Annotated in this window: 19 protein-coding genes and 1 pseudogene; 10 read left to right on the top strand and 10 right to left on the bottom strand. The window is 69.7% G+C overall.

Annotation, left to right across the window (positions count from 1 at the left end):
* The first annotated feature begins 39 nt into the window (after window positions 1-39).
* Window positions 40-1,578: a DHA2 family efflux MFS transporter permease subunit gene (locus tag PGN14_RS04510; RefSeq protein WP_335298237.1), complete on the top strand. Its 1,539-nt coding sequence runs from the start codon at window positions 40-42 to the stop codon at window positions 1,576-1,578.
* Window positions 1,579-1,697: 119 nt separating this feature from the next.
* Here the strand turns inward: PGN14_RS04510 and PGN14_RS04505 are convergent, their stop codons facing one another.
* From PGN14_RS04505 to phhA, 3 genes are all read right to left on the bottom strand, one after another.
* A complete protein-coding gene (locus PGN14_RS04505; protein WP_335298236.1) occupies window positions 1,698-3,137 on the bottom strand; it encodes an NAD-dependent succinate-semialdehyde dehydrogenase in 1,440 nt (479 codons plus the stop codon).
* A gap of 53 nt (window positions 3,138-3,190) precedes the next feature.
* Complete coding sequence (locus PGN14_RS04500) at window positions 3,191-5,200, bottom strand: M3 family metallopeptidase (protein ID WP_335298235.1); 2,010 nt, start codon at window positions 5,198-5,200, stop codon at window positions 3,191-3,193.
* Window positions 5,201-5,297: 97 nt separating this feature from the next.
* Window positions 5,298-6,149 (bottom strand): phenylalanine 4-monooxygenase, encoded by an 852-nt coding sequence (phhA, locus tag PGN14_RS04495; protein ID WP_335298234.1) that lies wholly within the window; start codon window positions 6,147-6,149, stop codon window positions 5,298-5,300.
* 101 nt (window positions 6,150-6,250) lie between these two features.
* Between phhA and PGN14_RS04490 the strand changes: the two genes are divergently transcribed.
* Window positions 6,251-6,550 carry a putative quinol monooxygenase gene (locus PGN14_RS04490; protein WP_335298233.1) on the top strand — a complete coding sequence of 100 codons (300 nt, stop codon included), beginning with the start codon at window positions 6,251-6,253 and terminating at the stop codon, window positions 6,548-6,550.
* A gap of 24 nt (window positions 6,551-6,574) precedes the next feature.
* Here the strand turns inward: PGN14_RS04490 and PGN14_RS04485 are convergent, their stop codons facing one another.
* The gene (locus PGN14_RS04485) at window positions 6,575-7,321 is read right to left on the bottom strand and encodes a glycoside hydrolase family 16 protein (protein ID WP_335298232.1); all 747 of its coding nucleotides are present in this window, start codon (window positions 7,319-7,321) and stop codon (window positions 6,575-6,577) included.
* Window positions 7,322-7,767: 446 nt separating this feature from the next.
* On the opposite strand from PGN14_RS04485, the gene PGN14_RS04480 reads away from it, so the two are divergent.
* The 3 genes from PGN14_RS04480 to PGN14_RS04470 are packed head-to-tail and all read left to right on the top strand — an operon-like array spanning window position 7,768 to window position 11,980.
* Complete coding sequence (locus tag PGN14_RS04480; protein WP_335298231.1) at window positions 7,768-9,945, top strand: TonB-dependent receptor; 2,178 nt, start codon at window positions 7,768-7,770, stop codon at window positions 9,943-9,945.
* 57 nt (window positions 9,946-10,002) lie between these two features.
* On the top strand, window positions 10,003-10,860 hold the full coding sequence (locus tag PGN14_RS04475; RefSeq protein ID WP_335298230.1) for an AraC family transcriptional regulator: 858 nt from the start codon (window positions 10,003-10,005) through the stop codon (window positions 10,858-10,860).
* Between the two features lie 13 nt (window positions 10,861-10,873).
* A complete protein-coding gene (locus tag PGN14_RS04470; RefSeq protein ID WP_335298229.1) occupies window positions 10,874-11,980 on the top strand; it encodes an NAD(P)-dependent alcohol dehydrogenase in 1,107 nt (368 codons plus the stop codon).
* A gap of 128 nt (window positions 11,981-12,108) precedes the next feature.
* Here the strand turns inward: PGN14_RS04470 and PGN14_RS04465 are convergent, their stop codons facing one another.
* The gene (locus PGN14_RS04465; RefSeq protein WP_335298228.1) at window positions 12,109-13,443 is read right to left on the bottom strand and encodes a sigma-54-dependent transcriptional regulator; all 1,335 of its coding nucleotides are present in this window, start codon (window positions 13,441-13,443) and stop codon (window positions 12,109-12,111) included.
* Window positions 13,440-15,098 carry a sensor histidine kinase gene (locus tag PGN14_RS04460; protein WP_335298227.1) on the bottom strand — a complete coding sequence of 553 codons (1,659 nt, stop codon included), beginning with the start codon at window positions 15,096-15,098 and terminating at the stop codon, window positions 13,440-13,442. The genes PGN14_RS04465 and PGN14_RS04460 overlap by 4 nt, the downstream gene beginning before the upstream one ends.
* Window positions 15,099-15,189: 91 nt before the next feature.
* On the opposite strand from PGN14_RS04460, the gene PGN14_RS04455 reads away from it, so the two are divergent.
* From PGN14_RS04455 to PGN14_RS04435, 5 genes are all read left to right on the top strand, one after another.
* On the top strand, window positions 15,190-16,542 hold the full coding sequence (locus PGN14_RS04455; protein WP_335298226.1) for an ABC1 kinase family protein: 1,353 nt from the start codon (window positions 15,190-15,192) through the stop codon (window positions 16,540-16,542).
* Between the two features lie 3 nt (window positions 16,543-16,545).
* The gene (locus PGN14_RS04450; protein ID WP_335298225.1) at window positions 16,546-17,547 is read left to right on the top strand and encodes an MBL fold metallo-hydrolase; all 1,002 of its coding nucleotides are present in this window, start codon (window positions 16,546-16,548) and stop codon (window positions 17,545-17,547) included.
* 105 nt (window positions 17,548-17,652) lie between these two features.
* A complete protein-coding gene (locus PGN14_RS04445) occupies window positions 17,653-17,796 on the top strand; it encodes a hypothetical protein (RefSeq protein WP_335298224.1) in 144 nt (47 codons plus the stop codon).
* A gap of 18 nt (window positions 17,797-17,814) precedes the next feature.
* Window positions 17,815-17,982: a hypothetical protein gene (locus PGN14_RS04440; protein WP_335298598.1), complete on the top strand. Its 168-nt coding sequence runs from the start codon at window positions 17,815-17,817 to the stop codon at window positions 17,980-17,982.
* Between the two features lie 61 nt (window positions 17,983-18,043).
* Window positions 18,044-19,534 carry an HWE histidine kinase domain-containing protein gene (locus PGN14_RS04435; protein ID WP_335298223.1) on the top strand — a complete coding sequence of 497 codons (1,491 nt, stop codon included), beginning with the start codon at window positions 18,044-18,046 and terminating at the stop codon, window positions 19,532-19,534.
* Between the two features lie 129 nt (window positions 19,535-19,663).
* On the opposite strand, the gene PGN14_RS04430 is transcribed toward PGN14_RS04435, so the two are convergent.
* The 4 genes and pseudogenes from PGN14_RS04430 to PGN14_RS04415 form a co-directional block, all read right to left on the bottom strand.
* Window positions 19,664-21,553, bottom strand: coding sequence for a CocE/NonD family hydrolase (locus tag PGN14_RS04430; protein ID WP_335298222.1), 1,890 nt, complete (start codon window positions 21,551-21,553; stop codon window positions 19,664-19,666).
* Window positions 21,554-21,599: 46 nt separating this feature from the next.
* Complete coding sequence (locus tag PGN14_RS04425) at window positions 21,600-22,193, bottom strand: 5'-methylthioadenosine/S-adenosylhomocysteine nucleosidase (RefSeq protein ID WP_335298576.1); 594 nt, start codon at window positions 22,191-22,193, stop codon at window positions 21,600-21,602.
* A gap of 1,033 nt (window positions 22,194-23,226) precedes the next feature.
* Window positions 23,227-24,556 (bottom strand): annotated as a pseudogene (locus tag PGN14_RS04420) (NAD(P)/FAD-dependent oxidoreductase).
* A 26-nt stretch (window positions 24,557-24,582) separates the two neighbouring features.
* Complete coding sequence (locus PGN14_RS04415) at window positions 24,583-26,010, bottom strand: aldehyde dehydrogenase family protein (RefSeq protein ID WP_443019449.1); 1,428 nt, start codon at window positions 26,008-26,010, stop codon at window positions 24,583-24,585.
* Between the last annotated feature and the right edge of the window lie 187 nt (window positions 26,011-26,197).

Genomic DNA, 26,197 nt, shown 5'->3' with positions numbered 1-26,197 from the left:
GGGACCCCGGATCAAGTCCGGGGTGACGGGACCAGGTAAGTGGCCGCTCCCCCCGCCCCGCCCCCGCTTTCCGGCGCGAAGCTCGGCCTCACCGCGTTCGCGCTCGCGCTCGGCACGTTCATGATGGTGCTCGACACCACGATCGCCAACGTGTCGCTGCCGACGATCGCGGGCAATCTGGGTGTCTCCAGCGACAATTCGACGTGGATCATCACCGCCTTCGCGGTCGCCAACGGCGTCGCGGTGCCGCTGACCGGGTGGCTGATGCGGCGGTTCGGGGTGGTGCGCGTGTTCTGCACGTCCGTCGCGCTGTTCACGCTCGCCTCGTTCCTGTGCGGCGTGGCGTGGAACCTGCCGTCGCTGATCGCCTTCCGCGTATTGCAGGGCGCGGTATCGGGGCCGATGATGCCCGGCAGCCAGGCGCTGCTGATCGCGATCTTCCCGCCCGACAAGCGCGGCACGGCGCTGGGCATCTGGTCGATGACGACGCTGGTCGCGCCGATCATGGGGCCGATCCTGGGCGGCTATATCTCCGACAACTACCATTGGTCGTGGATCTTCCTGATCAACGTGCCCTTCGGCATCCTGACCGCGTTCGTGTGCTGGACGAACCTGTCGGATCGCGAGACGCCGACGATGAAGCTGCCGATCGACACGATCGGGCTCGGATTGCTGGTCGTCTGGATCGGGGCGCTCCAGATCATGCTCGATCTCGGGAAGAACGCCGACTGGTTCAACGATCCCACGATCGTCGTGCTGGCGCTCGTCGCGCTGGTCGGGTTCGTCGCCTGGGTGATCTGGGAATTGACCGACGCCAATCCGACGGTCGACCTCACCTTGTTCGCGCGGCGCAATTTCGTGATCGGCAACCTCGCCTTCTCGCTCGGCTATGCGGTGTTCTTCGCCAACATCCTGATCCTGCCTCTGTGGCTGCAGACGCAGCTCGGCTATACCGCGACCTGGGCAGGGCTGGTCGCCGCGCCCAGCGGGCTGGTGGCGGTGGTGCTGACACCGTTCGTGGCGCGGCTGTCGGGGAAGATCGACGCGCGCATCCTGGCGACGATCGCGTTCGCGGGCTTCGCGATCAGCTATTGGATGCGGTCGGGCTATACGACGCAGGCGAGCTTCTCCGACTTCGTGCTGCCGCTCCTGGTGCAGGGCGTGTCGATGAGCACCTTCTTCCTGTCGATGCTCACCATCTCGCTCGACAAGCTCCCGCCGGAGCGGCTGCCCTCGGCGACGGGCATCTCCAACTTCTGCCGCATCGTTGCGGGCAGCTTCGCCGCGTCGATCATCACCACCGCCTGGGACCGGCGCGAGGCGCTGCACCAGACGCGGCTGGCGGATGCGGTGGGACAGGGCGTGCCATATCAGATGGCAACGGAGCAGATGCAGCGGCTGGGGCTGAACGCGACGCAGGCGGCGGGCGCGGTGACGCGGCAGATGGTCGGGCAGGCGTATCTGCTGGCGTCGACCGACCTGTTCCGGCTGTCGGCATGGCTGTCGGCAGGGCTGATCGTGCTGGTGTGGATCTGCCGCCGGCCGAGCGCGCCGCAGGGAGCGGTGGCGGCGGACTAATAGCCCCTCCCCTTCAGGGGAGGGGTTGGGGGTGGGGCAGTCAAGAGCCGCATGTGCCGGTCTCGATGAGACACCCCCCACCCCAACCCCTCCCCTGAAGGGGAGGGGCTTTGTTCGTCTCACACGTTCGCCACCACCACTGCTCTCGTATTCAGATACGCCTCCAGCGCCTCCGGCCCGCCTTCGGTGCCATAGCCGGAATCCTTGATCCCTCCGAACGGCAGCTCCGCGCTGCCCGCCGCGGGTGTGTTGACCCACAGCATCCCCGCCTCGACCCGCCGCGCCAGCAGGTCCGCATTCTTCAGCGAGGCGGTGAAGGCATAGGCCGCCAGCCCGTAGGACAGCCGGTTCGCCTCCGCGATCGCTTCGTCCAGCACGTCGAACCCGCGGATGCCCGCGACCGGGCCGAACGGCTCCTCGTTGAACAGCTTCGCCGACAAGGGCACGTCGGTCAGCACGGTCGGCTGCCAGAAATTGCCCGCCTCGCCGATCCGCGCGCCGCCGGTCAGCACGGTCGCGCCCTGCGCCACGGCGTCTTCGTGGAACGCCTTCATCGCGTCGAGCCGGCGGGGGTTGGCGAGCGGCCCCATCTGCGTGCCCTCCGCGCTGCCGTCGCCCACCTTCAATCCCTGCGCCAGCGCCGCGAACGCCTCGGCGAAGCGCGCTTTGACGCTGTTGTGGACCAGGAAGCGGGTGGGCGAGATGCACACCTGTCCGGCATTGCGGAACTTGGCGCCGCCGACGCTCTTCACCGCCAGCTCGATATCGGCATCCTCGCACACGATCACCGGCGCGTGCCCGCCCAGCTCCATCGACACGCGCTTCATATACTTGCCCGCCTGCGCGGCGAGCAATTTGCCTACGGGCGTGGAGCCGGTGAAGGTGATCTTGCGGATGATCGGGCTGGCGATCAGATATTCCGAAATCTCCGCCGGATCGCCATAGACGAGGCCCAGCACCCCCTCTGGCAGCCCGGCATCCTGAAACGCGCGGATCAGCTCGGCCGGGCTGGCCGGCGTCTCCTCGGGCGCCTTGACGATCATCGAGCAGCCCGCCGCCAGCCCGGCGCCGATCTTGCGCACCACCTGGTTGATCGGGAAGTTCCACGGCGTGAACGCGGCGGTGGGACCGACCGGGTCCTTCACCACCATCTGCCGCACCGCCGGATTGCTACGGTGCGGGACCAGCCGGCCATAGACGCGGAAGCCTTCCTCCGCGAACCATTCGATGATGTCGGCGGCGGCCATCGCCTCACCCTTCGCCTCCGCCAGCGGCTTGCCCTGTTCGCGCGTCAGCAGCCCGGCGATGTCGCCCGCGCGCTCGCGCATCAGCGCGGCGGCCCCGCGCATGACCTTGCTGCGCGCCGCCGGCGTCATGTCGCGCCACGTCGCGAAGCCGCGCTCGCTCGCCGCCAGCGCGGCGTCGAGGTCGTCGCGCCCGGCATGCGCGACGCGGCCGATCTCCTCGCCGGTCGCGGGATTGCGCACCGCGATCGTGCGGCCGTCGGTGGCGTCACGCCACACCCCGGCGATGAACAGCCGGGTATCGGGATAGGTCATGTCATGCTCCCATCGAACTGGACGGAGGGGACGCATCGCCGGCGCGCGCGTTCCTACTGCCCCTTGGCGAGGCGTGCGGTATAGGCGTCGAGCGACAGCGGACGGCCCAGGAAATCCTGCACCAGCGTCGCCGCGGGCTTCGACGCGCCGGGCGCCAGCACCTCCTCGCGATAGGCGCGTGCCACCGCGGGGTTGCGCAGCCCCTCGCGCTCGAACCGCGTCCACAGGTCCAGCGCGATCGTCTTCGACCACATATAGGTGTGATAATAGGCCGAATAACCGCCGAGATGCCCGAACCCCGCCTGCGGATGCACGCCAGCGGGCGTCGGCGGCAGCGCGTAGCGGTCCACCAGCGTCACATATTGCGCGGTCAGATCGGGCTGCGGCGGGCCGAGATGGAAGCCGAGCGACGCATTGGAGAAGCCGAACTGGCGCCGGTCGCCCAAGGCCTCGCCGAAATAGCGCGCGCGGTTCATCCGCGCGACCAGATCGCGCGGGATGACGTTACCCTTCGCGTCCTTCGCGAACCGCGCCAGCGTGTCGTAATCCCAGACGAAATTCTCCAGCATCTGCGACGGGGCCTCGATGAAGTCCCATTCGATATTGCCCATGTTGGACGAGGCGTACTGCACCTTGCCCGACAGCAGGACATGGATCAGGTGGCCGTATTCGTGGAGGAACGTCTCCACGTCGCGATGCTCCATCAGGCCGGTGCTGTGGTCGCCCGCGGGGAAGTTGGTGACCAGCGCCGCCATGGGGATGACGCGCCCCGCCACCCCGGCACGCAGCGGCACGACATTGGCATGGCTGTACTTGCCCGGGCGCGGATGCGTGTCGAAATAGAAGCGGCCGATCACCTGCCCGCCGTCCAGCATCTCATAGGCCTCGACCGAGGGATCCCAGGTCGCGGTCTTCCACGGCCGGATCTCCACCTGCATCAGGTCGCGGGTGAGCTGGAGCACCCCGTCGCGCACGTCGTCATAGGCGAAATACTGGCGCACCTGCTGCGGGTCGACCGCATATTGCTCCTTGCGGACCAGCTGCCCGTAATAGCCGGTCTGCCATTGCGCGATATCGGTGGCGCCGGGCTGATCCTTGCGCAGCCGGTCGACCAGCTTGCCCAGGTCGCGCCGGGCGTAGCGGTCACCCGCGGTCACGCCCCGGTCGATGAACGCCGCCGCCTTCGCGGGCGTGTCCACCATCTTGTTCTCCAGTGCGACGGTGGCGTAGTTCGGGCGCCCCAGCAGCTTCGCCAGCCGGTCGCGCGTGGTGAACAGCTCGGTCATCACCACATCGTTCTGCGGCCAGGCGCGGTTCTGGAACGCCTCGAACAGCCGGCGGCGCAGCGCGTCGCTGGTCGCATAGCTCATCACCGGCATGTAATCGGGATAGTCGGTCGACAGCTCCACCTTTCCGTCCGCGCCGGGCTTGTGCGCGGCGACGAAGTCGGCGGGCAGCCCGCCCAGCTCGCCCGGGTCCGCCTTCACCGTGCGGCGGCCGTTGGCGATGTTCGCCTCCAGCCGCACCTCCAGTTCGGAGATGCGCTTGTTGAGCGCGGCGACCTGCGTGCGCGTCGCCGCGTCGCGCGACACGCCGGCGCGATCGAAATCGGCGAGCGTGCGGCGGACGACATGGACCGTCTCCGCATCCGCCCCGGCAAGCGGCACCGCCTTCAATCGATCATAGACAGGGCGCGACAGCTGCACGCCGGTCGCCGCCTCGGTCGCGCGGGTCTGGCAGGTGCGCCCCGCCTCGCGCCGCGGCTCGTCCGCGGCGACCTCCGCGATCAGATTGCTGTCGCCCTGCGCCGCACCCAGCAGCGCGGCGATATCGTCGAACCGGCGGAAGTCGGCGAGCGTCGCCTTGCCCGTCTCCTTCTCCAGCGCGGTGCGCAGCGCGGCGACGCGCGACAGATAGGCGTCGCACAGGGCGTTGACCGCGGCGGGATCGGCCGGCGTCAGCGCGGTGGTGGCGAGCATCTTGTCGGTCGCGGGTGCGGGGGCGGGCGCTTGCGCGGCGGCGAGCGCGAGCAGCGACGGCAGCAGGAGCAGGCGGCGTGTCATGGAAGATCCCCTCTTTTCTATGTCCGACGATGATCGGTGCGGCGGGGTTGCACAAGGGGGGCGTCCGTCACCCGGCCCGGCGCCGGGGTGACGGGGATTACGCCCTGACCCGCGCCTGCGTGCCGCGGGTATAGACGCGGTCGTCGGGCAGGATCGTCTCGATCTCGATATCGGACTGATCCGCCATCGCCGCATAGAGCGGCGCGAAATCGGTGTTGAGCGTCTGGTCGAGCAGGTCGTCGAAACTGTCGATGACGAAATAATTCTGCTGGAAATCGTCGATCCGGTACTTCGTCCGCATCACGCGTTGCAGGTCGAACCCCAGCCGGTTGGGCGACGGATCCTCCAGCGCGAAGACGGATTCGGTATAGGACGACACGATCCCCGCGCCGTACAGCTTCAGCGCGTCGCCCGAGCGCACCAGCCCGAATTCGACCGTGTACCAGTAAAGCCGCGACAATCGCTCGATCGCGCCCATCGCCGCCGCCCGCTGCCCGCCGCGGCCATAGGCCTGCATGTAATCAGCGAACACCGGGTTGGTCAGCAGCGGGACATGGCCGAACACGTCGTGGAAGACGTCCGGCTCCTCCAGATAGTCGAGCTGGTCGGGGCGGCGGATGAAATTGCCCGACACGAAGCGGCGGTTGGCGAGATGGTCGAAGAACACCTCGTCCGGCACCAGCCCCGGCACCGCCACCACCTGCCACCCGGTCGCCGCCATCAGCCGGTCGGACAATTCCGCGAAATCGGGGATGCCCGGCTTCGACAGCCGCAGCACGTCCAGCCCCTCCAGGAACTCGGGCGTGACGCGGCCGGGCAGCAGCCGTGCCTGCCGCTCGAACAACGTGTCCCAGGTCGCGTGCTCCTCGGGCGTGTAGCGGTCCCAGCCCTGCGGGATCGTCCAGTCGGCAGCGGCGCCTTCAGGCGGCGTGGTGAGGTCGGAGGCCATGCATCGAGGATAGCGCAAGATAGTATGAAATGAAACTATCTCGCACGCTTGCGTCGGCCCGCGCGACCGATCACAGCGGAGCAAACGACGAGGAGAGCCATATGTCCGTGAAAGTCATCGCCTTTGTGACGGTCAAGGAGGGCCAGGAAGAGGCCTTCGAGGCAGCGGCGCGCACCTGCGTCGCGGCGTCGCGCGCGGATCCGGGCGTGCTCCACTACGACCTGTGGCGCGAGACCGACGGCGAACGCCGCTACGTCTTCAACGAACTATATGCCGATCAGGCTGCGGTGCAGGCGCACATGACGTCCGATCATTTCAAGGCATTCGGCCTCGCCGCGCGCGACCTCGCCGCCGGACGGCCGACGATCGTCGCGACCCGGCCGGTGGACGTCACCGGCTGACCCCGCGGCCGGGGTGGTATTCCCTTACTGCTCCGGCCACGCCGTGATGCGGCGGACGAACATCTGCTCGCGGGTGACCTTGGGCTGCCCGGCCCAGCTGCCGCCCATAGCGAGGTTGAAGATGATGTACATCGGCCGCGTGTAATCGGGCGGGGTGACGACCGACTTGGTCAGCTTGCGGTCGATGTAGAAGCTGATCGTGTCCTTGCGCCACAGCACGCCATAGGTGTGCCACCCGCGCTGGCAGGCGACGCGCGTCGGATAGCTCATGCCGCCCTTGCGATACGTGCCGCTGTGCAGGCTCTGATACACCTTGCCGTCGCCCACCGCCTCCAGCACGTCGATCTCGCCGTGATAGGGCCACATCGTCGCCGCCTCGGCAGGCAACAGCCACAGCGCGGGCCAGGCGCCCTTGGTACAGACCGGCACGTTGGCGTCGAACTCGAAATAGCCGCGCAGCTGCGCGAAGCTGAACCGGGTCGAGGCATAGCCGCTGCGCCACGCGCCATCGGCACCCTTGAAGGCGGTGATCGCCAGATAGTGCGGCAGGCGACGGAATGCGCCCTCGGTCGCCAGCGTCGCATTGCCGAACATGGTGGTCGACCCGGCCTTCTCGATCGTGCGCCAGCGGTGCAGCGGCCATGTCTTCGCATCGCGGTCCGGCCCGGCGTCCCAAGTGACGAAATTCTCGCTGAACGTGGCCGCATGTTTCGGCACGATGGTCATCGGAACGGACGCGGCAACAGCCTGCGCCGCGAGCAAAGCGATCATCGGAAAAGGTCCCCACCCCCGGGCGGCAAGGTCACCGCCAACATTGTTATGACGTGTGACGATGACATCTTCCATGACATCGGTGTCGATCGCGGCACGACTTCCCGTCCTTTGCCAACGGTTCGCCGCATTATGGGCCGATCACCGAACAAACAACGACTTACCCCGCGCACCGCGTCGTCACGCCGCGGCGCGCACGGCGGATCCAGCGCAAGAAATGACAAAAAGCGGGGCAAGGCGATGCAAGGGTGGACGCGGACCGCTGGTCTAGAGCGATCGTGAAAGAGGCCGGACAGCGCCTCTGAACAAAGGAGAGGGCCATGAGCGCCAGGATCACCGCCGTCCTGCTGGCAGGGGTTTCGTTGACATGTCCTGCGCTGGCCCGTGCCCAGTCCGCGGATCCACGCCCCGCTACGGCCCGCTCCCCCGACGCCACCGTCGCGCCCGTGACCGCCACCGCGCAGGCGCAGGACACCGCAACCGGCGGCAATGTGGACGGCGACATCGTCGTCACCGCGCAGCGGCGCGAGCAATCGGTGCTGTCGGTGCCGATCGCGGTGTCCGCGATCGCGGGCAACACGCTGGCGACGAAGGGCATCACCAATTCGGCGAACCTCGCCGCCGCGGTGCCCAACCTCCAGATCAGCAGCCCCTATGGCAACACGCAGCCCAATTTCTCGCTGCGCGGCATCTCCGTGGCGAACGAATATAATTCCAACCAGGCGTCGCCGGTCGGCGTCTATATCGACGACATCTACCTCGCCAGCCGCACCGCGCACGGCATGGGCCTGTTCGACCTGGAGCGGGTCGAGGTGTTGCGCGGGCCGCAGGGGACGCTGTTCGGCCGCAACACCACCGGCGGCGCGATCAACTTCATCACCAAGTCGCCGACGCTCAGCGGCAACAGCGGCTATGCCGAGGGCGGCTACGGCAATTTCAACACCTGGACCGCACAGGCCGCGATCGAGACGACGATGGTCGAGAACCAGCTCGGGCTGCGGATCTCGGGCAATTACGCGCATGGCGACGGGCAGATCGACAATGTCTTCGCGGGCGGACGCGACCCCAATTCGCAGGACACGCTGCAAGGCCGCGCGGTGCTGCGCATCCGCCCCAACGACGGCCCGCTCGACGTCAAGCTGAAGGTCTATGGCGGGCGCGACCGCGGCACGCAGGCGGCGGTCCACGGGCTCCAGCCGTTCCGCACCGGGCTCGACTTCTTCCAGACCAACGAGAATCGCGTCGGGCTGAACCGTACCGAGGCCTATGGCGCCTCCGCTACGATCGCCTACGAGCTGTCGCCGACGCTGACCTTCACCTCGATCACCTCGCGCGACGGCGGGGCGCAGAACCTGCAACAGGCCGCGGACGGCTCCCCGCTCGACGTGCTCGACATCAACTGGCGATCCAGCTTCCAGCAGTTCAGCGAGGAAGCGCGCTTCAACTATGACGGCGACCGGCTGAAGCTGGTCGGCGGCGGCTTCTACGGCTGGGACCAGGTCACCACCGACAACACCTTCAACATCGGCTCGGCACTGGGGGCGGGCGTCAACGGCGGCTTCTTCCAGCATTATCGCCAGACGCGGCGCTCCTATGCGGTCTTCGCACAGGGCGACTACAGCCTCACCGACAAGCTCACGCTGACGCTCGGCGCGCGCTACACCTGGGATCGCAGCCGGTATAGCGATGGCTATGCCTATCTGTTCGCGGGCGACGTCGGCGGTGCGCAGACCCCGCTCGCCACCACCGTGCCGTGCGCGGGCGTGCCGGGCACCTGCGCCTACGATCCCAATGCGCGCTTCGCGCTCGACGGGCGCAACAATGCGCTGACCGGCCGGGTGTCGCTCAGCTATACGTTCGATGGCGGGACGTTGGTCTATGCCAGCTACAACCGCGGCTATCGCTCGGGCGCGTTCAACGGCGGCGGCTATACCTCGTCGGCCGGGATCAACTATATCGCGCCGGAACGGGTCAACGCCTATGAGGTCGGGCTGAAGGGCCGCTATTTCGACAATGCGCTGACGCTGACCGCCGCGGGCTTCTACTACGACTATACCAACCAGCAGGTGCAGGACACGCGCCCCGGCCCGGTGTCGTTCCTGGTCAATGCGCCCAAGGCGGAGGTCTATGGCGCGGAGGGCGAGGCGCGGCTGCGCGTGGCGCCGGCGATCACACTGACCGCGGCGGCGGGCTATCTCCACGCCACGTACAAGGAACTGACGCTCCAGAATACGGTGCTGAACGGCAACGACCTGCCCTTCGCGCCGCGCTTCACCGCGCAGGGCGGCGTGGACCTGACCCTGTTCAGGGACGGCAGCAACGGCCTCACCGTCTCGCCCAGCGTCGCCTATTTCTCGCGCCAGTATTTCTCGCCCTTCAACACCACCAATGTCGCCGGATCGGCGCAGCAGAACAGCGAGCTGCAACAGGAAGGCTATGCCAAGGTGAACCTGACCGCGGCGCTGACGACGGGGCGCTTCACCTTCAAGGCGTTCGCCAACAACCTCTTCAACGCGCGCACCTATGCCTATGGCCTCGATCTGCGCGGCGCAGGCTTCCCCTACAACTTCCTGGTGCCCTCCACCCCACGCACCTATGGCGGGTCGATCCGCGTGGCATTCTGAGGATGCGCGCGTTCGACTTGTCCGCGCGGCGTGATACACCTGCCTGAGGAGAGGGAGGTGCACGCCGTGCCCACGAACGAGACGATCATCACCCGCACGCTGGGACGCGGGCCGGATCGCAGCGTCAACATCGGCGCATGGCAGTTCGCGCGCTGGCGCCAGTTCATCGGCAGCTACGAACTGCCCGCGCTGGTCGACCCGGTCTTCGTCGTCCATGTCGGCGGCAAGCCGGACACGCGATTGTGGCAGGCCGATCACTGGAGCAGCGTGCGCTCGGTCCCCGGCTGCGCCACGATCGTGCCCGCGGACGTCAGCACCGGTTGGCGGATCGAGGGCGAGCTGGACGTCGTGACCGTGTCCGTGCCGCTCGCCGAGCTGACGCAACAGAGCGCGGTCGACCAGTTCCGCGCGATGCGCTTCGCCTTCGCCGATCCGCTGGGCATCGCGCTCACCCGTCAGATCCTGGGCGAGCTGTATGCCGCGCCGACCGACGAGCGGGTGTCGTACATCGGCACGCTGCTCGACGCGCTGCGCGCGCATACGCTGCGGGGCAGCGTGCCGGTGGCGGAGACCGCGATCCCCAGCGCCGACACCTCCGCCTATCGCATCCACCAGATCATGAACGAGATCCTGGCGCATCCGGAGGACGACCACAGCCTGGACGCGCTGGCGCGGCAGGCGGAGCTGACCCCGTCGCACTTCTGCCGCGTGTTCAAGAAGGCGACCGGCACCACCCCGCACCAATATGTGATGAAGGCGCGGCTGGACCGCGCGCAGGAGCTGCTGGGCGCGTCGGACATGTCGATCGCCGCGATCGCCGACCAGATGGGCTTCACCAGCCAGAGCCATTTCACCCGCGCGTTCCGCCAATACACCGGCCAGACGCCGAGCGGCTGGCGCCAGACGATCCAATAGGAGAATCCCGATCATGCAGACCACCGCCGCCGTCGCCCGTCAGCCCGAAGGCGACTTTTCGATCGAGACGGTGGAGGTGGACGCGCCGCGCGCGGGCGAGGTGCGCGTGCGGATCGCGGGCGTGGGGCTGTGCCACACCGACCTCATCTTCCGCGACCAGTTCGCGCCCTATCCGCTGCCCGCGGTGCTGGGGCATGAGGGCGCCGGCACGATCGAGGCGGTCGGCGAGGGTGTCGAGAGGCTGGCGGTGGGCGACCGCGTCGTGCTGGGCTTCTCCAGCTGCGGCCATTGCGAGCGCTGTGCCGAGCATCTGCCGAGCTATTGCCGCGATTTCCCGCCGCTCAACTATGCCGGGATGCGGCTGGAGGACGGATCGAAGGCGTTTGCCAACGGCGACGAGGCGATTTCGTCGCATTTCTTCGGCCAATCCAGCTTCGCGGCGCACACGATCGTGCGCGCGCGCAATGTCGTGAAGGTGACCGACGAGGACGCGCCGCTGGCGATCCTCGGGCCGCTGGGCTGCGGGTTTCAGACCGGCGCGGGCGGGGTGATGCGCTCGCTGGCGTGCCACGCCGGTTCCTCGATCGCGATCCTGGGCGGCGGCCCGGTCGGACTGGCGGCGGTGATGGGCGCGGTGCTGCGCGACTGCGCCACGATCATCCTGGTCGAGCCGGTCGCGGCGCGGCGCGCGCTGGCGATGGAACTGGGCGCGACGCATGTGATCGATCCCAACGCCGGTAACGTCACGGAGGCGATCCGCGCGATCCTGCCCGGCGGCACCGATTATGCGTTCGACACCAGCGGGCGCGTCCCCGCGATCGAGGCCGCGCTCGCCGCGCTGGCGCCGCGCGGGATGCTGGGGCTGGTCGGCGTCCCGCATCGTGCGGACGAGACGCTGTCGATCAACATCGCCGGCATGATCACCTATGGCCAGCGCGTGATCGGGATCATGGAAGGCGACAGCGACCCGCAGGCGTTCATCCCCGAACTGATCGCCGCGCACCGCGCCGGGCGGTTTCCGTTCGACCGGCTGGTGCAGACCTTCCCGCTGGCGGACATCAACGCCGCGATCGCGGCGCAAGCGCGCGGCGATTGCGTGAAGGTGGTGCTGATTCCGTAATGTAAGGCGGCGGCGGTATATATAAGCCCCTCCCCTTCAGGGGAGGGGTTGGGGGTGGGGGATGCCTCGCAGAGAGTGCCGCCTTTGACTGCCCCACCCCAACCCCTCCCCTGAAGGGGAGGGGCTTTTCAGGTGCGAAACCGTCCCAGGTCGATCCCCAGCCGCTGTACCTTGTAATAGAAGGTCTTGCGCGGCAGCCCCAGTGCCGCGCAGGCGCGCGTCGCGTCGCCGCCGGCGGCGGCCAGCGCCTCCTCAATCGCCTGCGCCTCGAACGCGTCGACGCGCTGCTTCAGGTCGGTCGTGCCCCCCTCCGCCCCCTGCTGCGGATCGTCGCCGACCAGCCCCAAAGTGACGTTCTCCGCAAAGCGCATCAGCTCGCGCACGTTGCCGGGCCAGTCGTGCCGCTCCAGCCGGCGGAACGCGGCGGGATGGAGCGGCGGCGGCGCCACCCCCATCCGCGCCGCCGCGCGCAGCACGAAGGCGCGGAACAGCGGCACCACATCCTCGCGCCGCTCGCGCAGCGGCGGCAGGCGCAGCGTCACGCCGTTCAGCCGGTAATAGAGCGAGGCGCGGAACCGGCCTGCCGCGGCCAGCTGCTCGACGTCCGCGGTTGCCGCCGCCACCACGCGCAGGTCGACCGCGCGCGCCGCGCTCGCGCCCAGCGGCACCACCTCGCGCCGTTCCAGCACGCGCTGGAGCGTCAGCTGGACCGGCTCCGCCATCGCATCGACATCGTCGAGGAACAGCGTGCCGCGGTGCGCCTGCTCGATGCGGCCGGTGCGCGGCATCGCGCCGCCCGGCAATGCGCCCGCCACCGCGCCCAGCAGCTCCGCCTCCGCCAGTCCCCCCGACAATCCCGCCGGCAAGACGCCGCCGTCGATCGTCACCAGCGCACCGCGCCGCCGCGAGCGCGCGTGCAGCATCTGCGCCACCACCCCCTTGCCCGTTCCCGTCTCCCCCTGGACCAGCACGTCGACGGCAAGCGGCGCGACCTGCGCGATCGCGCGGCGCAGCTGCTCGATCGCGGGGGAGCGGCCCAGAAGCGGCCCGTCGTCGGGATCGGACGGCACCGCGCGCAGCCGCTGGTTCTCCGCGATCAGCCGGCGACGCTCCAACGCGCGATCGATCGAGGCGATCAGCTGATCGACCACGAACGGCTTTTCCAGCACGTCGCACGCCCCCTGCCGCAGCGCGGCCACCGCGGTGCGCACGTCGGCATGGCCGGAGATCAGGATGACCGGCAGGTCGGGATCGCTCGCGCTCAGCCGCGCCAGCAGCGCCAGCCCGTCCATACCCGGCATGCGGATGTCGGTGACGACGACGCCGTCGAACCCCTTCTCCACCTCGCGCAGCGCCGCCGCTGCGTTGGGGACCGCGATCACCGCATGGCCGGCGAGGTCCAGGCTCTGCGCGGTCGCGCGGCGCAGGTCGTCGTCGTCGTCGACCAGCAGCACGTCGCTCATGCCGCACGCTCCAGGTCGATGACGAACGTCGCTCCCATTGCAGCCTCACCCAGCGACAATGTCCCGCCCAGATCCGCGACGATATCGTGCGCGATGACCAGCCCCAGCCCCAGTCCGTCCGCCTTCGACGTGCGGAACGGCTGGAACAGCGCGTCGCGCATCGCCGGATCGATCCCGGGGCCATCGTCCGCGACGGTGATGCGCACGCGATCCCCGCGCGCATCCACCGTGGCGGTGACGGTGCGCGCGCCCGCGTCGAGCGCATTCTGCACCAGATTGACCATCACCTGCTCCAATCGCACCCGCTCGCCGCGCACCGCGGCCTCCGCGCCCGCGGTCATGAACGTCGCCCTCAGCGCCTGCAACCGGTCGCGCAGCAGCAGGCGCACGCCGTCGAACACCTCCGCCACCGCGACCGGCTCGACCGTGCCGGAGGCGCGCCGCGCGAACCCGCGCAGCTCGCGCGTGATGACGCCGATCCGCTGCGTCAGCGCGACGATATGCGCGATCGCCTCGGTCGCCTCCTCTGCGCGGCCGCGCTCGATCAACAGGCGCGCATTGTGCGCATAGGCGGCGATCGCGGCGACCGGCTGGTTGATCTCATGCCCCACGCCCGAGGTCACCTGCCCCAGCGTCGCCAGCTTGTTGGCCTGCACCAATTGGTGGCGCAGCGCGGCAAGCCGCGCATTCGCCGCCGCGGCGACCCGCGCCGCCTCGCGCCGCCGCCGCCAGCGCCACAGCAGGTACAGGCCCACCGCGGCCATCGCCAGGATCGCCAGCGCCAGCCGCGCCACCGCCAGCGCGCCCGCGACCGCCGCCGCGGTCGGCACCAGCACATGCACGCGCCAGCCGCGGATCGGCTCCACCGCCTCGACGAAAGCGGCGCGTCCTGTCGCCGCCACCGCACCATGGGCGAACAGCGGATTTTCCGCCAGCGCCACCGCGCCATATTCCAGCGAGCGGCGCGCCTGCTCGCGCTCGCGCGACGACAGCGGGCGGATCGTCTGGAAGCGCCACGCCGGCTGTGCGGTCACCAGGATGATGCCGCGCGCATCGGTGACGAAGGCGGCATCGGCGGTCCGCCGCCATTCGCGCTCCAGCGACCGGAAATCCACCTTGACCACGAAGACGCCCAGCGCGCGCCCGGCGCCGTCGTCGACGCGCTTGCTGATATACAGCCCCGGCATGCGGCTGCGCTGCCCCAGCGCGAACTGCTGCGCCACGCCGGTGCGGATCGCATCGCGATAATAGCCGCGATAGGCGTAATCGTCGCCCAGGAAGCTTTCCGGCCGGCGCCAGTTGCTGGTCGCCACCGCGCGCCCCTGCGCATCGAGCAGATAGACGTTGGCGGCGCCGGTCTGCGTGCTCAGCACCTCCAGCTTGCGGTTCAGCGCCGCCAGCCGCGCCGGATCGCGCGTCGCCAGCGCATCGCGCGCCTCGCGATCGTCGGCCAGCACGACCGGCACCAGCCGGAACTTGTCCAGCTCGCGCCGGAAGCTGGAGGCGAGCAGGATCGCGGACGCGCGCGCGCGCTGCGACACGCCGTCGATCGCACGCGCGGTGGCGACGCGCTGCGCGCCGTACAGCGCCGCCCCCAGCACCACCAGCGCCGCGATGACGATCAGCGTCGCCTGGATCGTCCTGCGCCGGCTCATCGCGCCAGCGTGGCGAAAATCGGCCCGCGCCGCAACGATGCAGCCCCCCCCGGTGCGGGAACCGCGGCGGCGCTGCCGCGCTGTCGCGGTCATGCACGACGACGACGATCCCGCCCCGCCCGACCGCGGCGTCCGCCACCGTGCGGTGCCCAGCGGGCGGCTGGCGCGGCTGGGCGGGTTCGGGCGGCTGGCGGGCGGCGTGGCGGGCGGGATGCTGGCGGAGGGCGCGCGCCGGCTGGCCGCCGGGGAGCGCCCGCGGATCGGCGATCTGGTGCTGACGCCGGCTAATGCCGCGCGCGTCGCCGATCGGCTGTCGCACCTGCGCGGCGCCGCGATGAAACTGGGTCAGATGATCTCGATGGATGCCGGCGACATGCTGCCCGCCGATCTGTCCGCGATCCTCGCGCGGCTGCGCGACCAGGCGTATCGGATGCCGCCGCAGCAGCTGGACCGCGTGCTGCGGCAGGAATGGGGCAGCGACTGGCGCCGCCGCTTCCGCCATTTCGAGGCATCGCCGATCGCCGCCGCCTCGATCGGGCAGGTGCATCGCGCCACCCTACCCGACGGACGCGTGCTGGCGATCAAGGTGCAATATCCCGGCGTCGCCGACAGCATCGCGTCCGACGTCGACAATGTCGCGACGCTGCTGCGCGTCTCCGGCGTAGTGCCGCCGTCGCTCGACCTCGCGCCGCTGCTCGCCGAGGCGAAGCGCCAGCTGGCGGAGGAGGCGGATTACGTCCGCGAGGGCGAGCAATTGCGCGGCTATCGCGCGCGGCTGGCGGGCGATGCGCGCTATGTCGTCCCCGCGCTGGAGGAGGCGCTGACCACCCGCCGCGTGCTGGCGATGGAATTCGTCCCCGGCCGGCCGATCGAGACGCTGGCGGACGCCGGGCAGGAGACGCGCGATACCGCGATCACCGCCTTGGTGACGCTGGTCCTGCGCGAACTGTTCGACTTCGGCGTGATGCAGACCGATCCCAATTTCGCCAACTACCGCTGGCAACCGGATACGGGCGCGCTGGTGCTGCTCGATTTCGGCGCGACGCGTGCGGTGCCGGCGGACACCGCCGCCGCCTATCGCCGGCTGATCGAGGCCGGGCTGGCGCGCGACCGCGACCGCATCCGCAACATCGCGGTGGAAACGGGCTTCCTCGGCGCCGCCGCCGCGGCGGCGCATCGCCCCGCGATCGACCGCATCGTCGCCGCGATCGACGCTGCGCTCCACCGCCCCGGACCGTTCGACTTCGGCGACCGCGCCTTCGTGCCGGTGGTGCGCGAGGAGGCGAAGGCGATGATCGCCGACCGCGCGACCTGGCACGTCCCGCATGTCGAGACGCTGTTCGTTCAGCGCAAGGTGAGCGGTACCGCACTGCTGGCGGCGCGATTGAAGGCGCGGGTCGACGTGCGCGGACTTGCCGCTGTCGCGATCGGGCGCGAAAGATAGCGGATGACGCGCAACCGTTACTATCAGGGGCCAGCGAGCGACCATTTCGACGGGACCCGCTTCTTCAACCCCGGCCTGCCGCCCGCGGGCAACCTGTCGCTGGGCGCGGTGCTGAAGTGGAAGCTGTCGGGCGATGCGGCGCGCTGGCCGGCGTCGGTGCCCGTCGTGCCCGCGACGCCGGAAGCGCGGGTGGCGGGGGTCCGCGTCACGATGGTGGGCCATGCGTCGCTGCTGGTGCAGGCGGCCGGCGTCAACATCCTGACGGATCCGGTCTGGTCGCCGCGCGCCAGCCCGTTCCGCCTAGCCGGTCCGAAACGCGCGACCGCGCCGGGCATCGTGTTCGACGACCTGCCGCCGATCGACGCGGTGGTGCTGAGCCACGGCCATTACGACCATCTCGACATCGCGACGCTGCGCCGTCTCCATGCGCGCGACGCGCCGTTGATGGTCATGCCGCTGGGCAACGACACGATCGTGCGCACGGGCGTGCCGGGCGCACGCTGCATCGCGGGCGACTGGTGGGATCGTATCGTGTTGGCGGACGGGGTCGCGACGACGCTGACCCCGGCGTACCACTGGTCCAACCGCTGGCCCAGCGACGCGCGGATGATGCTGTGGGGCGGGCATTGGCTGGAGACGCCGGCGGGATCGGTCTGGTTCGTCGGCGACACCGGCTATGGCGACGGGCGCATCTTCGCCGCGGTGCGCGAGCGGCTGGGCGCGCCCGACGTCGCGCTGATCCCGATCGGCGCCTATGAACCGCGCGCGCTGATGAAGGCGCAGCACGTCAATCCCGAGGAGGCGGTGCGCCTCTTCCGCGATGTCGGCGCGGCGCGCGCGCTGGGCATCCACTGGGGCACGTTCCAGCTGACCGACGAGGCGCGCGAGGCGCCGCGCGAGGCGCTGGCCGCGGCACTCGCGGCGGCGGGGGTGGCGCCCGCGCGCTTCGTCGCGGCGGAGGTGGGGCACGCCTACGACATGGCGCCTCCGCCCGGAACGATGTGACAACGATGTGACGTGGCCATGCGCCGGAACCTATTCCTTTAACATCCGTTACGACCATCGGCCGGGGCTTTGCAGCTGACGCCTCACTCCAGCGCCCGGACCTTCATGCCCGACGACATCAGCGAGACATCCAGCGGCGATGCCGGGCGCATCGATGTGCGCCGCGCGCCATTCGAGCCGATCCCGACATTTCAATGCCGCGCCGATCCCGCCACCGCGGCGCAGCGGATGGTCGACCGGATCGGCTGACATCAAGAGGGGAGACTGGTGATGGAAGATTATTACCGCGAACAGGCCGCGTCGTGCGCGCGCGATGCTGATGCCGCGACCTTGACCCATGTCCGCGAACGCTGCCGCCGGTCGGAGGCCGCATGGCTCGCGATGGCGGACCGCGCCGCACGCACCGCACGCTTCCGCGAGGCCAATGCCGGCTAGGCGTTCGGTACGCTTCCGGTACATTGTCGGGCCGGGCGGCGCAGGCTAGGCTGGCGCTGCCTTGGACCGCCAGCCGCTTCCCGATGCGCCGATACGGCCGATCGAACCGCCCGCCGCCGTGCGCGCGGCGATCGCGGGCTTCGCCGCCCGGCTGGACGCCAGCGATCCGATCCTGGCCGCGTTCGACCGCAGCATCACGCCGATGGTGGTCAGCGATCCGACGCTGCCGGACAATCCGCTGATCTACGTCAATGCCGCGTTCGAGCGGCTGACCGGGTTCGCCGCGGCCGAGGTGCTGGGGCGCAACTGCCGCTTCATGCAGGGGCCGCTGACGGCGGCGGCGGATGTCGCCCAGTTGCGCGAGGCGATCCGGCGGCGCGAGCGGATCGAGATCGACCTGCTCAACCACCGCCGCGACGGCACGCCGTTCTGGAACCGGCTGATGGTGGCGCCGGTGTTCGATCCCGCGGGCGCGCTGCGCTGGTTCGTCGCGTCGCAGCTGGACGTCACGATCGAGCGGCATCGTGTGGCGAAGCTGCAGCAGGATCGCGCCACGCTGGAGGCGGAGCTGGCCGATCGCGAGGCCGCGCTGATGGAACGCGAGGCACGGCTGGCCATGGCGCTGGCCGCGGGCGGGCTGGGCACCTGGTCGTTCGATCCGGCGGCACAGACGCTGACCGCATCGGAAGGATGCAAGGCGATCTTCGGCCGCCCGCACGACCGGCCGTTCACCTATGCCGAGCTGATCGGGTGCATCCATCCCGACGACCTGCCGCGCCAGCAGGCGGCGGTCGCGGCGACGCTGGACGGCGGCGCGCCCTATGACATCGAATATCGCATCCTGACCACGTCGGGCGAGCAGCGCTGGGTCCATGTGCAGGGCGGGATGCAATATCGCGCCGATGGCACGCCGCTGATGATGTCGGGCTTTTCCGCCGATATCTCCGGCCGCAAGTTCGCCGAGGAGCATCGCGCGGTGCTGGCACGCGAGCTGACGCATCGGGTGAAGAACACGCTGGCGACGGTCGGCGCGGTGGTGGGGCAGACGCTGCGCGACGCCGCCTCGATCGACGACGCGCGCCGCACGGTGGCCGGACGGATCGCCAGCCTGGGCACCGCGCACGAACTGCTGGTGCAGGACGAACTGGAGGGCGCGGCGATCGGCGACATCGTCGATCGCGTGCTGGCCCCCTTCATCGACCGCAACGGCCGCCGCTTCACCAGCGAAGGCCCGTCGGTACGGCTGTCACCGGACCTGACGCTGGCGCTGTCGATGGCGCTGTACGAACTGGCCACCAACGCGATCAAATATGGCGCGCTGTCGGTGGCGGAGGGGCGGGTGACGATCCGCTGGTCGCTGACCGGCAGCGAGGCGGAACGCCGCTTCCGCTTCGTCTGGGTCGAAAGCGGCGGCCCCGCCGTCACCGCACCGACGCGCACCGGCTTCGGCACGCGGATGATCGCGCGCGTGCTGGCGCACCATGTCGATGGCAGCGCCGCGATCGCCTACCCGCCGGAAGGAGTGCGGTTCGAGATCGAAGCGCCGGTGTGAGCGATCAAGCCCCTCCCCTTCAGGGGAGGGGTTGGGGGTGGGGGAGGTCTCACCGAGACCAGCGTTCGTGGCCTTTGACTGCCCCACCCCAACCCCTCCCCTGAAGGGGAGGGGCTTTTTACATCACCCTCAATCCCCCACCACCGGCAGCCACACCGCGCTCGCCGCATCGCCGCCCCAGCGCACCGTCTGCGTCGCCTTCACATAATCCCCCGGCCTAGCCGACATGATCGAGGGCACCCATGATTGCGGATTGCGGTCGTACAGCGGGAACAGCGACGACTGCACCTGCACCATGATGCGGTGCCCCGGCTTGAACACATGGTCCGCATTGGGCAGCGACCAGCCGAAGGCATAGGTCTTGCCCGGCTCCAGCGGTGCCGGAGTCGCGAAACCGTTGACGTAGCGCCCGCGGAAGATCTCGATCCCCACTCCCAGCTGATACCCCGCCATCGCCGGATCGGCGGTATTTTCCTCCGGATAGACGTCGATCAGCTTGACCACGAAATCGCCGTCGCGCCCCGTCGTCGCGGCGTGCAGGTCGACCCGCGGCGCGCCCTTGATGTGGACCGCCTTGTCCAGCACCGGGGTGGTATAGCTCAGCACGTCGGTGCGCCCGTCGACGAAGCGCTGGTCGCGCACCAGCCAGGTGCGCCATTCGTCGCCCGACATCTTGATCGGGCGCGGCAGCATCGGCACCGGCTTGGCGGGATCGGCGACATAGCTGTCGCTGCCCGCTGCGGGCTTCGTCCACGTCAGCGACGATCCGCCCGCCAGGTACAGCGGCGTCGGCGTGCCCGCGGGCCAGGTCGACGACGTTTCCCAGCGGTTGGCGCCGGTCGCATAGGTGAACACGCCCGCAGGCGCGCACGGCGGCGGTGCGATCGTCTTCAGCCGGCAATCGAGGAACGGTTTCATCAGCCGGTCGCGGAACTGCGCGCCGGTATCGCCCTCGAACTTCAGCGAGCCCAGCTGGCGTCCGTCGCTCATGTTCTGGCCGTGGAACCAGGGGCCGATCACCAGGCTGACCGGCGCATTGTCGCGCTTGGACTGCGTCAGCGCGCGATAGACCGCGGGCGCGCCATAGCTGTCCTCCTGGTCCCATTGCCCGACCACCAGCATCGTCGGCACCGTCAGCGTGCGCGCGCCCAGCAATTTGTCGACCGCCTGACCCTGCCACCAGCTATCATAGGCGGGGTGCTCCAGCACCTTGCGCACCACCGGCAGCGCGGTCAGCCCATAGGCATTGGCATAATCATAGGCCGATCCGCCGGCGAGATAGGCGGCGTAATCGTCGCCCGTCCCCTTGGGCACCTCGCCCGCGCCCTTCTCCACCGTCTGCTCCACGTCATAGTCGAAGCCGAAGGTACGGAACGCGCCATTGTGGAACCAGTCGTCGCCGATCCAGCCGTCGACCATCGGGCTGGACGGCACCGCCGCCTTCAGCGCGGGATGCGGGTCGATCATCGCCATCAGCGTGGTGAAGCCGTCATAGGACACACCGGTCACGCCGACGCGGCCGTTGCTCTCCTTCACGTTCTTCACCAGCCAGTCGATCGTGTCATAGGCATCGGTGGCGTGATCGACCTTCGTCGCATTGAGCGGCCCGCGCAGCGGGCGGTTCATGACGTAATCGCCCTCCGACTTATGCTGCCCGCGCACGTCCTGATAGACGCGGATATAGCCGTCCTCGACGAAGGGCACGTCGCCGACGCGGACGATCTCGCTTAGTCTCTGGCTGCGCTTGCGGCTGGTATTGGCATCGGCATCATAAGGGGTGCGCGTCAGCAGGATCGGCGCGTCGTGCGTCCCCTTCCTGAAGACGATGACGGTGTACAGCTTCTTGCCGTCGCGCATCGGGATCATGACCGTGCGGCGGACGAAATCCGCCTGCGGGCGCACCCAGTCATATTCGTTCACCTGCTCGTTGAGCATGGTGGGCGTCTGCTGCGCGGCGACGGGGGCGGCGAGTGCGAGCGGGATCGGCGCGAGGCGCGCCAGCCGGGAGAGGATCGTCATGGCCGGAAGCGTGGTCCGCGTCCCGCGTGGCGTCAAGGAGGCAGCGTCACAACGTCGCCAGCGCATCCACCGCCGCCGCCAGCCGCTCGTCCAGCACCGCCAGCAGCGCGGTCCAGCCCGACAGACCGTCCAGCTCGTCCGGGCCGTCCGACACGCCGCGCCATCCGATGACGGGGACGCCGAAGCGCGCCGCCGCGCGCACCACCGCGAACGTCTCCATATCGACCAGATCGGCGTCGATCGCATCGTATCGCGCGCCCGTGACGATGTCGGCGCCGGTCGACAGCGTCGCGATCGGCACGTCGGGCAGCGGCGTCGCCAGCGGCAGGCGCGCGGGATGGTCCGAAAACGGCGTCACGCCCTTCGCGAAACCCAGCGCGGACGCGTCCATATCGCGCCACGACACGCTCGCGACCTGATAGACCTCACCCAGACGGCAGCGGCGCGATCCGGCGGAGCCCAGCGACACGATGCGATCGGGCAGCGCACCCTGACCCTCCAGCCGCGCGAGGCACATTGCGGTGGCCGCCGCCGCCTCGATCGGGCCGACGCCGGTCACCAGCGGGCGGCATCGCGCCCGCAGATGTGCGCCATATTCATGCTCGGTCGCCATCACGAACAACGTGCGCTGCCCGCCGATCCGCGTGACCGGCGCGTCGTCGCCCGCCGCCGGCCTCACGCAGCGCGCGATGTCGGGCGCGCGAGCGCGGACAATTGGTGCAGCAGATGCTCGAAATGCGCCATCATGCGGCGGTTGTTCGCGGCATACAGGTCGCTCGACAACACCGACGCGGGCACGATCACGCCGCGCGCGCTGCGCACCACCGTCCCCCGCCTGCATCAGCATCGCGACGCGGCGCCGCGCGGTCTCGAACGGCAGATCCAGCGCCTGCGCCAGGGCGCGGATCGACACCGGCACGCGCAGCGCATCGGGCGGCGGCACATCGGCGTAGCGCGCCGACAGCAGCGAGTCGCGGGTGACGGGGCGGACGTTCATCTCCACGATCATGGCGACGATCAGCCCGGACTGGAAGCCGTCATATTGCGTGGTGAACGTCTCCAGCGCGCGCAAGGCGAAGGTCAGGAGCAGGCGCTCGACCACGCCCGCGGGCACGACGTCCAGCACCTCGCGCGGCCAGCGCCGTGCCGGCGCATAGCCCGCCGCCGCCAGCGCCTCCAGCATCCGCGCCAGCGTGGCGACGCCATCGCACGCGAACGCCGGCACCCGCGGATCGCGAAAGAACGCCGGCGCCGCGACGAAGCCACCGGGGCGCCGCTCCAGCAGCCCCGCCGCGATCAGGTCGGCGGCGTGGCGCCGCACCGTGGTGAGCGGAACATGCATCGATTGCGCCACCGCGCTGCCGCTGACCGCCCGGCCGAGCGTCGCGCCCGCCTCGATCGGGATCCAGCGGCCGCCGCCGGGCGCGCGATAGGGATGATGCTGCATCCCCGCACCGATCACGACGCCCATGATGAAGGCGGTCAGCGGATCGGTCCCGAGCAGGTCCTTCCAGCGCCGGTGGCGGTCGGACAGCATCTCGCTCACATGGCGCGCCACCAGCCGCGTGGGGGCCGCCACGGCGAGGTCGATCGCGTGCGGAAATGCGGGGTTTCCGTTCATGATCCGGTACTTATACGGCAAGGCCGTGAACAATCGGTTGTCGCCGCCGCGGTCAGAATTCCGCCACCTTGCCCCAGGCGGAGGCGCGGAACCGGTCGGGGTGATAGGGCTTGGGGTCGAAGATCGGCGTGGCCCCGCTCGCCAGGTCGGCGATCAGATGCCCCGCCCCCGGGCCGATGCCGAAGCCGTGCCCGCTGAACCCCGCCGCCAGGATCAGTCCGGGCAGGCTGTCGATCGCGCCGATCCCGGGCACGCCATCGGGTGTGCTGTCGACGAACCCGGCCCAGCTCGCCACGATCGGACGGCGCCCCAGTTCCGGGATCAGTTCCGCCGCGCGGGCGAACGTGCGCTTGACCGCCGCCGCATCCGGTTGCGGGTCGAGGATACGGGTGCGCTCCATCGGGGTCGGCCGGTCGAGCCGCCAGCGCGACAGCGTCTCGTGCCCGCTGGTCAGCCCCTGCAACCCGCCCGGCGACAGCTTGCGCCAGCGCCGCAGGAACATCGGCAGGAATTGCGGCGAGAAGCGCAGGAATTGCGGGGTCGGATCGACCTTGCCCGACCCGCTGATCGCCAGCGCATACTGGCCGTTGGCGCGGCGCGTCATCGCCACGTTGGAGGTGTAGAGCGCGGGCGGGATCGCGCTATTGTCGCCCGATCCGACCTGAATCGCGGTCTGGCGGATCGTCGCCTGCGGGAAGCGGATGCCATATTGGTGGCAGAAGGACGACGCCCAGGCACCGTTCGCCAGCACCACGACGGGGGTCCGGATCGTGCCGCGCTCGGTCACCACGCCGGATACGCGCCCGCCTTCCGTTTCCAGCCCGCGCACCGCGCAATTCTGCATCACGGTGCCGCCCAGCTTCATGATCGCGCGCGCCACCGCGGGCGCGGCGCGCGACGGATCGGCGGTGCCGTCGGTCGGCGAATGCACCCCGCCCTTCCACTGGCGCCCGGTCGAGCGGCCCTTCTCCGCCGCTTCCGCCGCGGAGAGCATGAACGTCGTCACCCCCCTCGCCCCGCGCGAACTCGCCCCAGCGCGCCCATGTATCCAGCTCCGCCTCGTCGTTGCTGAAATAGACGAGGCCGCAGCGGTTGAACCCGGTATCCTCGCCGGTGTCGGCGGCGAACTGCTCCCACAATTCGATCGCCTTGGTCGCCATCGGCAGCTCGCGCGCGTCGCGGTTCTGCTGGCGGCACCAGCCCCAGTTGCGGCTCGATTGCTCACCCGCGATCACGCCCTTTTCCAGCAGCGCGACCGTCAGCCCGCGCTTCGCCAGATAATAAGCGGTGAAGCAGCCGATGATGCCGCCCCCCACGACGACGACATCCGCCGCATGCGGCAGCAGCGGCGACGACGTGATGCGGTCGAGGGGTGCGGGCATGGATCAGCGCTCCGGGACGAAGAGGGTCAGTAACCGAGGATGGCCTTGGTTTCGAGATACTCCTCGAAACCGTGGACGCCGTATTCGCGCCCGTTGCCCGACGTCTTGTATCCCCCGAACGGCGCGTGCGCGGTCCAGGCGGGATAGTTGATGTGCACCTGGCCCGCGCGGATGCGGCGCGCCACGCGGCGCGCGCGCGCCAGATCGCCCGACTGGACGTGCGCGCCCAGCCCATAAGGCGTGTCGTTGGCGATCGCGATCGCCTCCTCCTCGTCGCGATAGGGCATGATGCAGAGGACCGGGCCGAAGATCTCCTCGCGCGCGATGCGCATCTCGGGCGTCACCGCGGAGAAGATCGTCGGGCGGACGTAGAACCCGCGATCGACGCCGTCGGGCCGGGTCGCGCCGCCGCACACCAGCTTCGCACCGTCCGCCGCGCCCGCGGCGATCATCGCGAGCACGCGGGTATGTTGCGCAGCATTGGCGATCGGCCCCATCGTCGTCGCCTCGTCGCGCGGATCGCCGACGACGAAGGCGGTCGCCGCCGCCGCCGCCAGCTCCTCGACCTCCGCCAGCCGGTGCGCCGGCACCAGCATCCGCGTCGGCGCACTGCACGACTGGCCGGTGTTGCGCATGCCGGACTGCACCCCCTTCGCCACCGCGGTCGCGAAATCGGCATCGTCGAGGAAGACGTTGGGCGATTTGCCGCCCAGTTCCTGCACCACGCGCTTGACCGTGACCGCGCCGGCCTGCGCCACCAGCACACCGGCGCGGGTCGATCCGGTGATCGAGATCATGTCGACCTCCGGGTGCGACGACAGCGCCGCGCCGACCACCTCGCCCGTGCCGTTGACCAGGTTGAACACGCCCGCGGGCGTGCCGGCATCGTGCATCAGCTGCGCGAACAGCAGACCGCTGAGCGGCGACAGCTCGCTCGGCTTCAACACGACGGTGCAGCCGGCGGCGATCGCCGGACCGACCTTGGCGGTGATCTGGTACAATGGCCAGTTCCATGGCGTGATCAGCGCGCAGACGCCGATCGGCTCCTTCGCCACCGCATAGCCGGCCTCCTCGCGCACGAAGTCGTAACGTTCCAGCACCTCGATCGCGGCGCGGACGTGCGCGATCGCGAACGGCACCTGCGACGCGCGCGCGAACGCGATCGGCGCCCCCATCTCGACCGACAGTGCCTGCGCGAACACCTCCGCCCGCGCCTCCAGCAGGTCCAGCATCCGCACCAGCAGCGCGCGCCGCTCCGCCACCGGCGTGGCCGCGAACGGCTCGAACGCGCGCCGCGCCGCCATCACCGCCTGATCGACGTCCGCCGCGGTGCCGGCGGCGATCGCGCCGATCGTCGCCTCGGTCGCCGGATCGACCACGGGCAGCATCGCCGCACCGGCGCGCTCCTCCCACCGGCCGTCGATATAGACGCAGGTCATGCCGTCGACGCGCATCGCACCCCCCTGTTCGACACCGGCACGGGCGTGCGGGCATGTCGTCCTGCCTGTCTAGCCCAGCCCATCGAAAGACCGTTGCGAAGAACGGGTTGGCAGGCGCGGATGATGCCGTTTGCGTGTACGGACAGCGCCGATCATGCCGCCGCGGAGGAAGCGGAATCTTGTTCCGTGACGCGTGGATGAC

Source organism: Sphingomonas adhaesiva, from assembly GCF_036946305.1.
Taxonomy (GTDB): domain Bacteria; phylum Pseudomonadota; class Alphaproteobacteria; order Sphingomonadales; family Sphingomonadaceae; genus Sphingomonas; species Sphingomonas adhaesiva_B.
This window is presented reverse-complemented; position numbering and strand designations above follow the sequence as displayed.